Below are 13,884 nucleotides of genomic sequence, written 5' to 3' on the forward strand. Positions count from 1 at the left end.
CGGCTGGAATTGCTACTACAAGCCGCCGGGCCCAAAGACCATGCGCGACGGATGGAATCGGCTCGCCGCCACACTCGAGGGATATGCCCTTGCCACCCAACACGAAAATCCGGGAATCCCGTAGCCCTCAAGGGGAGGGTGAAGTCCGCAGCCCTGCGCTGATTGACAGAGCTCCAGCACTCGCCCCGTCAAGCCAGCGTGTGCACGATCACCGGTCCGGCGGTCGCGGTGGCCGGCCCGGTCAGCAGCGGCGCCAGGTCGTGTTCGATCCACGCCAGCGCGCGCTTGTTGGATTCCTCGGCGGCCGCGAAGTTGTTGAACAGGCTGATCGCGATCACCGTATCGTCGGGCGCATAGACCACATAGTAGCCCATGAAGCCCTCGACGCCGCTGATGACGGGAATCGCGCCCTCCTTGATTCTGCGTGTCAGCTCTTCGGCCTTGCCGGGCTTGGCCTTGCCCTGACGAATGGCGGCGTACATGGGGCTCTCCCTCCAAGGTAAGCTGCCCGACATCGCGACTCCTAGAGATTCGGTTCCGATGAATCAGAACCGAAGCTCTAGGTTCTCTATTCGACGCGTTTTCTTCACACGAACCGGTATCCACTTCGCTCGAAAACGCTATGGGGCTTCATCCCCGGCGGGACGAGCAGCGGAATCCCGCGCGCACCGATCGTATCGCATACAGAGCCGTCAGGCCACGGTGTCCACGCCGTGCTGGGTCGCGCGAGAACGCGTCGACAGAACCCGACCTCTCTCACGCTTCAGTTGGCCGCCGCCGTAGCATTCGGTGCTATCCCGCCGATCATCGCCTCGATTTCGGCGATGACGAGATCGGGAACCGCATTCTGAATCATGTGACCGACGCCGGGCAGCACGATCAATTTCGTGTTCCGGGCGGCCGCCGCGAACGGCCGTGAGTGGATGTTGGTCGACACCGTCTTGTCGGCGTCGCCGGTGATGATGGTGACGGGCGCCTTGATCTCGCCGTAGCGCGGCGCCTGCTCGGCCACCGCCGCCTTCAGCGTCACCAGATCGCGCGCATTGGCGATGAATTCGCGCGGTCGCAGCAACAGCGGCGTGGCGGTGTTTTTGACAAAGCCGTCCGGCATGGTCTGCGGCAGGAACACGCCCCGCGCGCCCGAATCCGCCAGCAGCATTCCGAGCGGCAGCGTGATGGTATAGGCGAACAGCGGGCCGACCACCGGCGTGGCGATCAGCTTGTTGTAGCGCCCGACGCCGCCGGGCCAGGGATAGGCCACCGGCGCAAGCATCACCAAACCGGCGACAGCCTGCGGGTAGTCCAGCGCGATGCGCGCCCCCAACGCGCCGGCCCAGGAATGAACCACGAAGATCGCCTGGCCGACGCCGAGCTTGGCCAGCGCCTCCTCGATCATGCGGGCCTGAATTTCGGGCGTGGAGTCCTGAAGGCGCGCGCGGGTGCTCCAGCCATGCCCGGGACGGTCGATCAGAATCACGCGATGCCTTCCGGCAAGCCGCTCCCCGATCGGCTGCCGCATCACTTCCAGATTGGAACTGGCGCCGTGCAGCATCACGACCGGCGGCCCGGCCGCATCGCGCGGGCCGATATCCAGGATATGCAGGGCCCCGCCCGCCACCTCGACCAACCGGCCCTGGGCCGGATGGGCCCGTTCGCTGAAAAAAACGCCGGCTTGCGTGACCAGCGCCAGCACGACCAGCGCCGCCACCAAAATCACCACCAACATCGAGAATTTCCGGCTGATTTTCTGCACCAGCGAGCTACGGTCCGGACCGGCGCGGGTTTCGGAGGTTGTCCACAGCGGGCCGAACCTGTGGATAGCGGGGTCATACTGACGTCATCAGCAGGTTTGTACAGTGACGTTGCCACTTTTGCCATGTGTGCGCGTGCCTGATTGGGGGGTAGCCAGGCGCCTGCACTGTACCCAACATCCACAGGAACAGGGGCGCTCACTACAAATTGTTCCAGCGTATCATCGGAGCACTACCCATGATTTTCGACGCAAGCGAAGCCGCCATCGATCAGATCGTAGCGAGTTGCAATGGCGACATCCGCGGCGCACTCAAGGCGCTGCTGCGGGTCAACGAGCAGCTTGAGACGGAACTGGCGCAAATCTACGCGGCGGTAGGCCTCGACGGTCTGGCCCGCGGCAGCAACGCCGTACACTAGGTCTTGTGAACCGACGCGTTTTCCAAAGACGCAAACGGCCCAAGAGCACTCTGGTTGGTGCTCGTTTTCCGCGTCTCTGCGGGCGGCTCGTCCACCGCCAGGCATTGGCTGATGGGTCGAACGGGCCAGCTTGGCGTCGTTAAGCGACTGCAGCCTACATCCTTCGAGACGCCCGCTACGCGGGCTCGTCAGCATGAGGGGTTTGAGCAACTGTGACGCAGTAGAACTAACCGCGAAAGTTCAGATATCGCGGCCTTCGACCTTTTCGGTCAGCGTCTTGACCAGTTCCGGCACCTTCTCGAGATGCGGATTGACGGCCAGCGCCTTGCGGAAGGCTTCCAGCGCGCGCTTTTCGTCGCCGATCTCCTGCATGATCATGCCGAGCCCGGCCAGCGCGCCGAAATGCCGGGGCTCGCGGATCAGCACCTGGCGGATGTCCTCGAGCGAACGGGTGTAGTCGTTCTTCAGGTAATACAGCGTGGCGCGACGATTCCATGCCTCGACGTAATCGGGACGCAGCTTGACGAGAGAATCCAGCAGTTTCAGCGCGACGTCGATCTTCTGTGCATCCATCGCGGCCTTGGCGCGCAGCATCAACAGCGCAGCCGTGTCGCTCGGCGTCTGCATCCACTGCGCCCAGATCCGCGCCTCGACGTGTTTGGCGCTGGCTTCATCGGGAGCAGCTTTCAGGGCACCGAACAGGAAGTCCAGCCCGCGGGTGCGATCCGCACCAACCTTCGGAAGCTTGCTCGGCGCTTCCGGCAACTTCTTCTCGGATTTCGGCGGAGGAATGACCCTGGGGTCGTTCTGGGCAAACGCAGCGGCCGGCACGGCCGTCATGACAGCGGCGAGGACCACGATCCGGCAGTTACGGGCGCCCGGGAATCTCAAAACCATGGGACAAGTCTAGACGCGCAAAATCGCGCCGCAAAGCAGCAGATCGTCAAAGACCCGTGAAGCGAAGAAAAAAGCCGGCTCGGCGCCAGGGATTAACCTTGGCGGGCCTTGAAGCGGCGCTGCACCTTGTTGATCACATAGACCCGGCCCTTGCGGCGGACCAGACGGTTGTTACGGTGGCGACCACGCAGCGATTTCAAGGAGTTACGGACCTTCATGGGACAATCCTGATGCTTTGAAAGGCCGTGCTGGAGGCCCGAACCTGAGCTACCCGAAAGTGGCAAAATGGGATCAATCCCGAAAAGCGGCCAACCGCCCGGGACGGGGCGGTTTCTAGGGCAAGGTGGCACCGGATGTCAATGCGGAAGGGCCGTTTCGGGGCCTCCTGGCTGCCGGCCCCAGAAAATACCCGTCATTCCCGGGCGCAAAGCGAACTATGGTGCGCAATTGCGCACCTGAGAATCTCGAGATTCCCCGATGCGCAATTGCGCATCTGAGGTCTGGTCCTTCGACCATCCCGGAATGACCGCCGCGGAAGCAGCCCAACACCCGATTCACTGGCAGAACAGGTCGCGCGGGAACTCGACCAGGGCCTCGCCGGTCGCGATCTTTTCACCCGTCTGGTTCTTCACCACCACGTCGATCAACACCCAGCGGGATTTTTCGGTCGCCTGCTTGGCCTTGATGATTCCAAAGGGCTGGATGGTATCGCCCGGCCTGACCGGCTTGACCCATCGCGTCTCCAGCCGGCGATGGATCGCGCCTGCAGGATACGCCCAGTCGGTGATCATGCGCGAGATCAGGCCGAAATTGTTCATGCCGTGCATGATGATGCCGCCGAAATTGGTCTTGCCGAAACTGCCCTTCATGTACTCGTCGTCGAGATGCAGCGGGTTGTAGTCGAGCGAGGCGTCGCAAAACAGGCGAATGGATTCGCGGCTCACCGCGAAGGTGGGGCCGTCGATGCTGTCGCCGGCTCTGAGCTTTTCGAACGTCGTGGTCATCGCAACCTCCCCGCTCAGATCGGCCGAATCGTCCAGCCGCGGCCGGAACAGATTACGTCGCCCTTCTGATTAAAGAACACATTGTCGTGCACCACGAACAGCCGCTCGCGCTTGATGAACTTGTCGAGCGCACGGGCCTGCAAGGTGATGACGTCGTTGGGCCTGGCCGGAATGTTGTAGCTCCAGGACTGACCGGCATTGACGGTGCCCGGCGAGCGCATCCAGTCATCCGCCGGCGTGCAGGAGAACATCAAGAGGATGTGGATCGAGGGCGGCGCGATCAGCCCGCCATAGCGCGTGGTCTTCGCATAGGCCTCGTCGAAATAGATCGGATGAGTTTCGCCGACCGATTTGCAGTACAGCTCAATCGCCTCTTTGGTCAGCGTGTAGGGGATGGTCTTGCGCGGCTCGCCGGGAACGATGTCGTCCCAGACCTTTCTCAAGTTGGCGTCTTTCCAGAAATCGGTCTCGAAGGCCTGCGTTTGGGCCATGCCGTACTCCCCTATTTTTCCGTCTTTTGCTTCTGCCGCCTTGCGGAATTCGTTATATAGTATAATCAATTTTCCAGACCCAAAAATCAAGCCGGCGGGAAACTCAAATGCCCAAGCTCAAGCTGCCCGATATCGAGAATGTCGTCGCGATCGACATCCACACCCATGCGGAAGAGCCCTGCGGCCTGCATGGCGACGACGGTTATGACGACTTCCAGGAGCGCATGGCCGAATACTTCAAATCGCCGCACAAGCATCCGCCGACCGTGCCGGAGACCGCGGCCTATTACCGATCGAAAAACATTGCAGCGGTGATCTTCCCGGTCGATGCCGAGCGCGAGACCGGCTTTCGCCGATACAACAATTACGAGATGCTGGAGGTCGCCTCCGACCATCTCGACGTTTTGATCCCGTTCGTCTCGATCGATCCGCACAAGGGCAAGTTAGGGGTGCGCGAGGCGCGCAAGCTGATCGAGGAATACGGCGTCCGCGGCTTCAAATTCCATCCGACCATGCAGGGCTTTTACGCCAACGATCGCATGGCGTACCCGCTCTATGAAGCGATCAACGACGGCGGCGCGATCGCGCTGTTCCACACTGGTCAGACCGGTGTCGGCAGCGGCATGCCCGGCGGCATGGGGATGCGCTTAAAATATTCCAACCCGATGTACATGGACGATGTCGCGGCTGACTTCCCCGACCTGAAGATCATCCTCGCGCACCCCTCCTTCCCCTGGCAGGAAGAGGCGCTGTCGGTCGCGACCCACAAGCCGAACGTCTATATCGACCTCTCCGGCTGGTCGCCAAAATATTTCCCGCCGATCCTGGTGCGCTACATCAACTCGATCCTGCAGGACAAGATGTTGTTCGGCTCGGACTGGCCGGTGATCACGCCGGACCGCTGGCTGGCGGATTTCGCCAAGCTCGAGATCCGCGAGGAGATCAGGCCGAAGGTGATGAAAGCCAACGCAAGGAAGATTTTGGGTATATAATCGAAGGCCATCATCGACGAAAGGTTGAGATGGCCAGTGACGAACTTTGCCAAGACCGTTGCCCTGCTCGCCGCGCTCTTAACCGGAAGCGCGGCCGAGTGCATTGCGGCTGAATCGTCAGCGACCTATGTCGAAATCGAGAACCCGCTTGCAAGTCCGCATCCACTGCAGGGCTATTTGAGACAAACCAAGGCTGCAGGCCCCTCGCCCGCTGTCGTGTTGTTGCATAGCTGCCATGGAAACTGGAAGCGGATCGATGAACGCTGGGGCAAGCGGATCGCGTCCTGGGGCTACGTGGTGCTCACTGTGGATAGCTTGGGTCCGCGCGGCCTTGAAATCTGCGACGACAGGGCCCGGATCGATTCGGCTGGGGACGCCTATCGTGCCCTGAACTTTCTGGTGCGCGATCCATTCGTCGATCCCGATCGTGTTGCTGTGATTGGTTTTGCCAACGGCGGCCGGGCGGCGCTGATGTCGGTCGACCATGGCTTTCTGGAACAGTCATCGCCGAACAAATTCCGCGCGGCCATTGCGTTCTATCCATCCTGCCTTGGTCTCAAGGGCGAGATGACCGCGCCAGCCCTGATCCTGATTGGCGAACTCGACGATTGGGCCTCGGCTAAACAGTGCCGTAATGTGGTGGAGGGCCGAGACGACTGGGGGATATCGCGGCAGAAGGACAAGGGCGTGCCGATCAAGCTGACGGTGTTTCCCGGCGCTTATCACGCATTCGATGCCCCGCAGCTCACGACGCCGCTCGTGTTGAAGGGGCACCACCTCGAATTCAATAAGCCGGCAACGGATCAATCATCCGAGGCGCTTCGTGAATTTCTCGGCGCGACCATCGGCGCGAAAGAGTAGTTACCATGACCATCAAAGCCGTTGTCTTCGACGCCTATGGCACGCTTTACGATGTCCAGTCGGTGGCTGACGTCACCGAGGATGCGTTCCCGGGCTATGGCGGGATCATCACGCAGGTCTGGCGCATCAAGCAGCTCGAATACACCTGGCTGCGTTCGCTGATGGGACGCTATCAGGATTTCTCGGTCGCCACGCGCGACGCGCTCGCCTACACGCTGCGCAGCCTCGGGCTGCAATATGACGACGATGCTTTCGCGCGCATCATCGAGAAATATCTGCATCTCGATCTCTATCCAGATGCGCTTGCGGCGCTGTCGGCGATGAAGGATTGCAGGCTCGCGATCCTGTCGAACGGCAGCCCCGACATGCTCAACGCGCTGGTGCAGAACAGCGGGCTCGACCGCGTGCTCGATGCCACCATCAGCGTCGACGCGAAGAAGATATTCAAGCCCAGCCCTGAGGTCTACGCATTGATCGAGGAGGTGTTGCACGTGCCGCCTGCCGAGGTGCTGTTTATCTCCTCCAATCCCTGGGACGCCTGCGGCGCCAAGGCGTTCGGGCTCAACGTCGCCTGGATCGAACGGGTGACGCCGGAAGCGATGGCGCTGGCCTGCCTCGAAAGCGAGACGCTGCCGCCCTTGACGATGTTCAAGATTTTGCGCACCCAGATGGATGAGCTGGGATTTGAGCCCGATCATCGCATCCACAGCCTCTCCGAACTGCCCGCACTGGTGTCTGCGCAAAGGTCCTGAACAAGATGAGTCTAGAGTCCGTGCGCGCCTTCTTTGCAGAAAAGGCGCCCGAAATTTCCGTGATTGAATCCCAAATGAGTTCTGCCACCGTCGCGCTGGCGGCGGAGGCTTACGGCGTCGAGCCGGCGCGGATTGCGAAGACGCTGAGCTTGAGGATCGGCGACCGCATCATCCTGATCGTCGCGGCCGGCACGTCGCGAATGGATAACAAGAAGGTAAAGGCGCTGTTCGGCGGAAAGCCGAAAATGCTCGGCCTCGAGGAGGTCGCCGAGATCACCGGGCACGAGATCGGCGGCGTCTGTCCGTTCGGACTGAAGACGCCGCTGCCGGTCTATTGCGACGTGTCGCTGAAGGCGTTCGACATCGTGGTGCCCGCCGCGGGCTCTACCCACAGCGCGGTGAAGATTACGCCTGCGCGCATGGCGGAACTGACGTCGGCCGAATGGGTCGACGTCTGCGAACTTAGGCCGGCCGAGGCCACGTCGACCTAGTAGTCTTCCTCATAATAAGGCGATGGCTGCATCGGCCGTGGCCGTACCGCTTGCGGCTGGCCCGGCTGCGGGGCGCGGGCTCGTGGCGCGTTTTGTTGCAGCCCGCGCGGCGCTGGCCGCGCATCGGCCTGCGATTCGAATACGGCGCGGCAACCGGTGGAGAGCTGCGGCGTGTTGTACCGCAAACATGCCACGATCCGGTTGACGTCCGGGATCTGGTCGCCGCAAAGCCGCCAGACGTCGGGCGTGCAGGCCATCTGCTGTTCCCAGGTTCCGCGATATTCCTGCGAGAAAGCGGGAACGGCAGCGCCAGTTCCGCCGCCGATCGCGAGGGCGAGTGCAAGGACGATCCGCTGCGTTTGCATGGACAGGTCCCCTTCTTTTCAATTTTCACAGGCGCGGAAGCTCCGCGCGGCGACGGCACTAAGCCTGTCGAATGAATGCGGCCATGCGACGTTAGTGCGAACAAAAAAATGTGAAGCGGGTTCCCCTACTCCACCTTGCCGATCTTCTTCACCGCCGCGACCAGCCGCGCGCTGTCTTCCGCGACGAATTTTGCAAATTCCGGCGCGTCCAGGTAGGCGACTGGGCTGCCGGCGGTCTCATAGGTCTTGACCACTTCGGGCGCCTTCGCGGCTTCCGCCATCGCTTCGCGCAGCCGCGTCATGATCGGCGCCGGCAATGCGCGTTGCGCAAACAGTCCCGCCCAGATGTAGAACTCGACATCCTTGTAACCGAGCTCCTTGAAGGTTGGCAGATCGGGGAAACTCTTGATGCGCTCGGCGCCCCAATTGGCGAGCACGCGCATCTTGCCGTCATCGACCTGCTGCTTCAGCGTGCCCGGCGCCGATGCCACCGCCTGCACGGTGCCGCTCAATAGCGCGGTAAGCGCCGGCCCGGCGCCGCGAAACGGCACGTGCAGCAATTTGATGCCGGCGCTCGCGGCAAACATTTCCATCGCCACATGCAGCGTGCCGTATGGACCGGACGAGCCGTAGGGAATTTGCCCGGGACGTTTTTTGGCGTCGTCGACGAACTCCTGCAGCGTCTTCCACGGCGCGGACGCCGGCACCGCCAGCAGCGTCGGATCGGCGAGCACGCGCGCCACGGCTGCGAATTGCGAGACTTCGTACGCCACCGGGCGGTCGAACAGACGGTCGGCTTCCGGCAGCACCGCAAGCGAAGACAGCGTCATCAATAGTGTGTGCCCGTCAGGCTCGGCACGCGCCGCCGCCGCATTGCCGACCGATCCGCCACCGCCGCCGGCGCGGTTGTCGACGATCACGGGCTTTCCGAGGATCCGCTCCAGCGCCTGCGCGATCGGCCGCGCCGCGAGATCGGCCTGCCCGCCGGGCGGAAACGGCACGATCATGGTGATGTTGCGCGAGGGGTATGGGCCTTGCGCTAAGGCAGCGTTGGAGAGCACGGCTGGCGCGAGCGGCAATGCGGCGGCAGCTTTCAGAAGTTCGCGGCGGTTCATGGTAGAAGCCTCCCCGGTTCATTTTGTTTTGGTTATTGGAGGCAGCCTAGCCTGAAGCCGGTACGTTGCGATAGCCGTACCCTTCACCCTCCGCTGGAGGGGGAGGGTCGGGTCACATGGAGCGCAGCGGAATGTGAGACGCGGCGGGGTGATCTATCCGCACGGGCACTGTCGGATGTGGAGAGACCGTCACCCCACCCCGCCGCTCATTACATGAGCGTCGACCCTCCCCCTCCAGGGCCCTCCAGGGGAGGGTGAGGACCTCGCCTACCCGCTCTTCCGCTTCTTCGCTCGCGCAAAATGCTTCGCAAGAAACTCCGCCAGCACTTCGACGCGCGCCGGCCTTGGGCCGCCGGGCGGCGTCACCAGGTGCACCGCGCCTTCGGGCTGGTGCCAGCCTTTCAGGATCACTTCGACCTCGCCGGATGCAATGGCGTCGCCGACGATGAAGTCCGGCAGATCGGCGATACCGAGGCCGGCGATGACGGACGGCAACAGCGCCTCGCCATTGTTGACGCGGAGCTGGCCTGCGGGCCGCACGCTGGCCTGTTCGCCTGACGCATTGGTGTAGTGCCAGACGCCGGCTGTCGAGAGATAGGCGTAGCCGAAGCATTTATGCTCCGCCAGATGCATCGGATGCGTCGGCCTGCCATGGCGCTTGAGATAGGACGGCGCCGCGACAGTGTAGCGCGGCATCGCGCAGAGCCGCCGCGCGATCAGCGACGAATCCGGCAGGCGGGCGATGCGCAGGCCGGCATCGAAACCTTCGCCGATCAGATCGACCGTCGCGTCGCTCAGGTGAAGGTCGATCGAGACTTCCGGGAAGGCTGTGAGAAATTCCGGCAAGATCGGCGCAACGGCTTTCACGCCAAACGTCATCGGCACCGCGAGCCGCACCAGCCCGCGCGGCGCCATCGATTGCGACAGGGCTTCGTTCTCGGCGTCCTCGCCGTCGGCGAGCAGGCGCGCGGCGCGCTCGGCGAGCCTTTGCCCGGCATCGGTCAGCGCCAACCGCCGCGAGGTGCGGTTGAACAGCCGCGCGCCGAGCCGCTGCTCGAGCCGACTGACGGCCTTGGACACCGTGGCCTTGGACAGCGCCAGCTCGGTGGCGGCCGCCGCAAATGACCGCAATTCCACGACTTTTGCAAAAATCGCCAACGCCTCGAAATCCGGGAGCTTGGACATTCGGATCACCCTAAGGCTCATTTTTTGAAACAATGAGTTTCGATAGTTTCTATTTCTATACCACGGCAGGAGGCATATCCAATGGCCATCGGAATTCGAGCAACGGAGAAATCCAATGACCAAGAAGCTCTCAGGCAAGGTAGCCCTCGTCACCGGCGGTTCGCGCGGCATCGGCGCAGCGTCTGCCCGCGCGCTTGCGGCAGAAGGCGCCAACGTCGCGATCAGTTATGTCGCTTCTCCCGACAAGGCGGAAGCGGTTGTGGCCGAGTTGAAGACCAAGGGTGTCAACGCCCGCGCCTACAAAGCCGACCAGGCATCCGTCGCCGATGTCAATCAGCTCGTGAAGAACGTCGCGAAGGATTTCGGGCGACTCGACATCCTCGTCAACAATGCAGGCGTCGCTGTCGGTGGCCCGATTGATGACGCCAATACGGATAGCGCAGCGCTGGCCCGGCAGGACGCCATCAACGTGCATGGCGTGATTACCGCGATCCGCGCCGCGTCGAAACTGATGGGCGACGGCGGACGCATCGTCACCATCGGCTCCGGTATCGCCACCCGCGCCTCGTTTCCGGGCCTGGCCGACTACGCCGCGACCAAGGCTGCCGTTGTCGGTTACTCCAAGGGCGCGGCGCGCGACCTCGGACCGCGCGGCATCACGGTCAACGTGCTGCAGCCCGGCTCGATCGATACCGACATGAATCCGAAGGATGGTGGCGATTTTGCCGAAACCCAGCGTGTCCAGCACGCGCTGCAGCGCTTCGGCACCGCTGAAGAAATCGCAGCCGGCGTAGTGTTCCTCGCAAGCCCCGAAGCGTCGTTCGTGACCGGCACGGTGCTCAATGTCGATGGCGGCTTCGGCGCGTAACTCAAATCCAGCGCGGCCGGGCGCAAGCCGCCCGGCCACTTCATTCAAGAACTTTCAACGAAGGAATATCCCATGATCGAACTCAGACCATTTGCAAAACTCGGCAGCGCCGATCACGGCTGGCTGAAGGCAAAACATCACTTCTCGTTCGGCAGCCATTACGATCCCGACAATATGGGCCACGGCGCGTTGCGGGTGTGGAACGATGACGAGATCGCGCCGAACACCGGCTTTCCCGCCCATCCCCACGCCAACATGGAAATCATCACCTATGTCCGCGAAGGCGCGATCACGCACCAGGACTCGCTCGGCAACAAGGGCCGGACTGAAGCCGGCGACGTGCAGGTGATGAGCGCCGGGAGCGGCATTCGTCACTCCGAGTACAATCTGGAGCCGAGCAAGACCAAGATCTTCCAGATCTGGATCGAGCCGACGACGAGGGGTGGCCAGCCGACCTGGGGCGCCAAACCGTTTCCGAAGTCGGATCGCTCCGGCAAGCTCGTCACCATCGCCAGCGGCATTGCCGGCGACAAGGATGCGCTGCCGATCCGCGCCGATGCGAGGGTGCTCGCCACCACGCTGAAAGCGGGCGAGAGCGCGGCGTATGAGGCGGCGAAGGCGCGTCACCTCTATCTCGTGCCGGCGGCCGGCAGCGTCGAAGTCAACGGCGTGCGCGTCAATGCCCGCGACGGCGCCGCGATCCGCGACGAGGCCAAGCTGACGATTACCGCGCTGGAAGATTCCGAACTGGTGCTGGTCGACGCGGCGTAAGCCACTCACCGATCGTCATGCCCGGGCTTGACCCGGGCATCCATCTCGCTTCGCAAGACTCTTCAAAGGCGATGGATTGCCGGGTCAAGCCCGGCAATGACAGCCCCAACAACAACTCACATCAAATCCAAAGGACAACCACCATGGCCAAAGTACTCGTGCTCTATTATTCCGCTTACGGTCACATCGAGGCGATGGCGAATGCCGTAGCCGAAGGCGCGCGAAAGGCTGGCGCCACCGTCGACATCAAGCGCGCGCCAGAGCTCGTGCCTGAAGCGGTCGCGAAGGCCTCGCATTACAAGCTCGATCAGACCGCGCCGATCGCAAAGATCGAGGACCTCGCCAATTACGACGCGATCGTCATCGGCACCGGCACCCGCTTCGGCCGAATGACGTCGCAGATGGCGAACTTCCTCGACCAGGCCGGTGGCCTCTGGGCCAAGGGCGCGCTGCACGGCAAGGTCGGCGGTGCCTTTACCGCAACGGCGACCCAGCATGGCGGGCAGGAAACCACGCTGTTTTCGATCATCACCAATCTCTTGCACTTCGGCATGACGGTCGTCGGCCTGAACTACGGCTTTGCCGGCCAGATGAAGCTCGACGAAATCACCGGCGGCGCACCCTATGGCGCCACCACGATCACCGGCGGCGACGGCAGCCGTCAGCCGAGCGAAAACGAACTCGCCGGCGCGCGCTATCAGGGGCGCGTGATCGCGGAGACCGCCAGCAAGCTGCATGGCTGAATGCGATATGGGCGGCGTTCTCTCTTACGAATGCCGCCCTATCTAGTCCTTCGGGGGCGGAGCCCGGTGCTGCCCGGAATGCACGAAATCGTGAGGCATAGTTTCTAACCGCTTTATGAATCCGTGATAGGTCTTCGGCCTCCCGGTCGGCGCGCAAAGGTTCTAGCATGAGCAACAATTCGCAAGTCCGGTGGCCGGAATTGCCGACCGCGGCGTGGCGTGACACCTATGCGACACTCCATCTTTGGACCCAGATCGTCGGCAAGGTCCGCCTTGCCAAATCGCCATGGCTCAATCATTCCTGGCACGTGGCGCTCTATGTCACGCCGCGCGGATTGACGACATCGCCAGTGCCCGACGGCGCACGAACGTTCCAGATCGACTTCGATTTCATTGACCACACGCTGCGCATCTCGACCAGCGACGGCTCGCTAGAGCAATTTGCGCTAGCAGGACATTCGGTCGCCAGCTTCTATGCCGCCACGATGGCAGCGCTTGCCGAGCTCGGCATTGCCGTTGCCATCGACGAGATGCCGAACGAACTGCCCGATCCGATAAACTTCTCCGAGGACACCGTGCACGCCGCCTACGATCCAGATGCCGTCGGGTGCTTCCTGCAAATTCTCGTCAACTGCGACCGCATCTTCAAGCAATTCCGAACCGGCTTCCTCGGCAAGGCCAGCCCGGTGCACTTCTTCTGGGGCAGTTTCGATCTCGCGGTGACGCGCTTCTCGGGACGCCGCGCGCCACGCCATCCCGGCGGGGTGCCACATTTGCCCGACGCTGTTGCACATGAAGCCTATTCACACGAAGTCAGCAGCGCCGGGTTTTGGCCAGGCGGTGGCGCTATCGATCATCCCGCCTTCTATTCCTATGCCTATCCCGAGCCGCCGGGTTTTCGCGCGACGAAGGTGCAACCGGATGCGGCGTTCTTCAGTGAAGCGCTCGGCGAATTCATTCTGCCATACGACGCCGTCCGGACGGCTGCCGATCCCGACAAGGCGCTGCTCGATTTCCTGCACAGCACGTATGAGGCCGCGGCAATCGCGGCAAATTGGGATCGCGACGCGTTGGAATGCGATTCCGGGCAGCCCGGCGTGGTGAGGCAGGTTTGAAGCTGCTGTGTAGGGTGGGCAAAGCCAACGAGTCGCGCGAACGCGCGGCCAGCGGCGAGCGCAAG

18 protein-coding genes are annotated in these 13,884 nt (G+C 62.6%); 9 read left to right on the plus strand and 9 right to left on the minus strand.

Going from position 1 to position 13,884, the window contains the following annotated elements; translation table 11 throughout:
* Positions 1 to 188: 188 nt before the first annotated feature.
* Both LMTR3_RS03165 and LMTR3_RS03170 read right to left on the minus strand, forming a co-directional pair.
* Entirely contained in the window at positions 189 to 482 is a 294-nt protein-coding gene (locus LMTR3_RS03165; RefSeq protein WP_065743653.1) for an antibiotic biosynthesis monooxygenase, read from the minus strand.
* Between the two features lie 281 nt (positions 483 to 763).
* Complete coding sequence (locus LMTR3_RS03170; protein WP_065743654.1) at positions 764 to 1,726, minus strand: alpha/beta fold hydrolase; 963 nt, start codon at positions 1,724 to 1,726, stop codon at positions 764 to 766.
* A gap of 263 nt (positions 1,727 to 1,989) precedes the next feature.
* Between LMTR3_RS03170 and LMTR3_RS03175 the strand changes: the two genes are divergently transcribed.
* Positions 1,990 to 2,169 carry a hypothetical protein gene (locus LMTR3_RS03175; protein WP_065743655.1) on the plus strand — a complete coding sequence of 60 codons (180 nt, stop codon included), beginning with the start codon at positions 1,990 to 1,992 and terminating at the stop codon, positions 2,167 to 2,169.
* A 240-nt stretch (positions 2,170 to 2,409) separates the two neighbouring features.
* On the opposite strand, the gene LMTR3_RS03180 is transcribed toward LMTR3_RS03175, so the two are convergent.
* The 4 genes from LMTR3_RS03180 to LMTR3_RS03195 all read right to left on the minus strand — a co-directional run bounded on the left by LMTR3_RS03180 (position 2,410) and on the right by LMTR3_RS03195 (position 4,561).
* Positions 2,410 to 3,009, minus strand: a complete 600-nt coding sequence (locus tag LMTR3_RS03180; protein ID WP_442893803.1) for a tetratricopeptide repeat protein — start codon at positions 3,007 to 3,009, stop codon at positions 2,410 to 2,412.
* Between the two features lie 149 nt (positions 3,010 to 3,158).
* Positions 3,159 to 3,284 (minus strand): type B 50S ribosomal protein L36, encoded by a 126-nt coding sequence (gene ykgO / locus LMTR3_RS03185; RefSeq protein WP_002718645.1) that lies wholly within the window; start codon positions 3,282 to 3,284, stop codon positions 3,159 to 3,161.
* A 336-nt stretch (positions 3,285 to 3,620) separates the two neighbouring features.
* Positions 3,621 to 4,070 carry a MaoC family dehydratase gene (locus tag LMTR3_RS03190; protein ID WP_065743657.1) on the minus strand — a complete coding sequence of 150 codons (450 nt, stop codon included), beginning with the start codon at positions 4,068 to 4,070 and terminating at the stop codon, positions 3,621 to 3,623.
* A gap of 14 nt (positions 4,071 to 4,084) precedes the next feature.
* Positions 4,085 to 4,561 (minus strand): MaoC family dehydratase, encoded by a 477-nt coding sequence (locus LMTR3_RS03195; RefSeq protein WP_065743658.1) that lies wholly within the window; start codon positions 4,559 to 4,561, stop codon positions 4,085 to 4,087.
* Between the two features lie 107 nt (positions 4,562 to 4,668).
* Between LMTR3_RS03195 and LMTR3_RS03200 the strand changes: the two genes are divergently transcribed.
* From LMTR3_RS03200 to LMTR3_RS03215, 4 genes are read left to right on the plus strand one after another with little or no spacing between them, the layout of a single operon-like run.
* A complete protein-coding gene (locus tag LMTR3_RS03200) occupies positions 4,669 to 5,553 on the plus strand; it encodes an amidohydrolase family protein (protein WP_065743659.1) in 885 nt (294 codons plus the stop codon).
* 36 nt (positions 5,554 to 5,589) lie between these two features.
* Entirely contained in the window at positions 5,590 to 6,414 is an 825-nt protein-coding gene (locus tag LMTR3_RS03205; RefSeq protein ID WP_065743660.1) for a dienelactone hydrolase family protein, read from the plus strand.
* A 5-nt stretch (positions 6,415 to 6,419) separates the two neighbouring features.
* A complete protein-coding gene (locus LMTR3_RS03210; protein ID WP_065743661.1) occupies positions 6,420 to 7,166 on the plus strand; it encodes a haloacid dehalogenase type II in 747 nt (248 codons plus the stop codon).
* Positions 7,167 to 7,171: 5 nt separating this feature from the next.
* Positions 7,172 to 7,657 (plus strand): YbaK/EbsC family protein, encoded by a 486-nt coding sequence (locus LMTR3_RS03215; protein WP_065743662.1) that lies wholly within the window; start codon positions 7,172 to 7,174, stop codon positions 7,655 to 7,657.
* Here the strand turns inward: LMTR3_RS03215 and LMTR3_RS03220 are convergent.
* From LMTR3_RS03220 to LMTR3_RS03230, 3 genes are all read right to left on the minus strand, one after another.
* The gene (locus LMTR3_RS03220) at positions 7,654 to 8,022 is read right to left on the minus strand and encodes a hypothetical protein (protein WP_065743663.1); all 369 of its coding nucleotides are present in this window, start codon (positions 8,020 to 8,022) and stop codon (positions 7,654 to 7,656) included. The two genes, LMTR3_RS03215 and LMTR3_RS03220, sit on opposite strands and share 4 nt — an antisense overlap.
* 125 nt (positions 8,023 to 8,147) lie before the next feature.
* Positions 8,148 to 9,137: a tripartite tricarboxylate transporter substrate binding protein gene (locus tag LMTR3_RS03225; protein WP_065743664.1), complete on the minus strand. Its 990-nt coding sequence runs from the start codon at positions 9,135 to 9,137 to the stop codon at positions 8,148 to 8,150.
* A 267-nt stretch (positions 9,138 to 9,404) separates the two neighbouring features.
* Positions 9,405 to 10,322, minus strand: coding sequence for a LysR family transcriptional regulator (locus LMTR3_RS03230; protein ID WP_065743665.1), 918 nt, complete (start codon positions 10,320 to 10,322; stop codon positions 9,405 to 9,407).
* Positions 10,323 to 10,437: 115 nt separating this feature from the next.
* On the opposite strand from LMTR3_RS03230, the gene LMTR3_RS03235 reads away from it, so the two are divergent.
* From LMTR3_RS03235 to LMTR3_RS03250, 4 genes are all read left to right on the plus strand, one after another.
* On the plus strand, positions 10,438 to 11,190 hold the full coding sequence (locus LMTR3_RS03235; protein ID WP_065743666.1) for an SDR family NAD(P)-dependent oxidoreductase: 753 nt from the start codon (positions 10,438 to 10,440) through the stop codon (positions 11,188 to 11,190).
* 72 nt (positions 11,191 to 11,262) lie between these two features.
* Positions 11,263 to 11,961, plus strand: a complete 699-nt coding sequence (locus LMTR3_RS03240; protein WP_065743667.1) for a pirin family protein — start codon at positions 11,263 to 11,265, stop codon at positions 11,959 to 11,961.
* Between the two features lie 143 nt (positions 11,962 to 12,104).
* Positions 12,105 to 12,704, plus strand: coding sequence for an NAD(P)H:quinone oxidoreductase (wrbA, locus tag LMTR3_RS03245; protein WP_065743668.1), 600 nt, complete (start codon positions 12,105 to 12,107; stop codon positions 12,702 to 12,704).
* A 167-nt stretch (positions 12,705 to 12,871) separates the two neighbouring features.
* On the plus strand, positions 12,872 to 13,819 hold the full coding sequence (locus LMTR3_RS03250) for a DUF5996 family protein (RefSeq protein ID WP_065743669.1): 948 nt from the start codon (positions 12,872 to 12,874) through the stop codon (positions 13,817 to 13,819).
* Positions 13,820 to 13,884 lie beyond the last annotated feature (65 nt).

It is taken from the genome of Bradyrhizobium sp. LMTR 3, assembly GCF_001693485.1.
GTDB lineage: Bacteria > Pseudomonadota > Alphaproteobacteria > Rhizobiales > Xanthobacteraceae > Bradyrhizobium.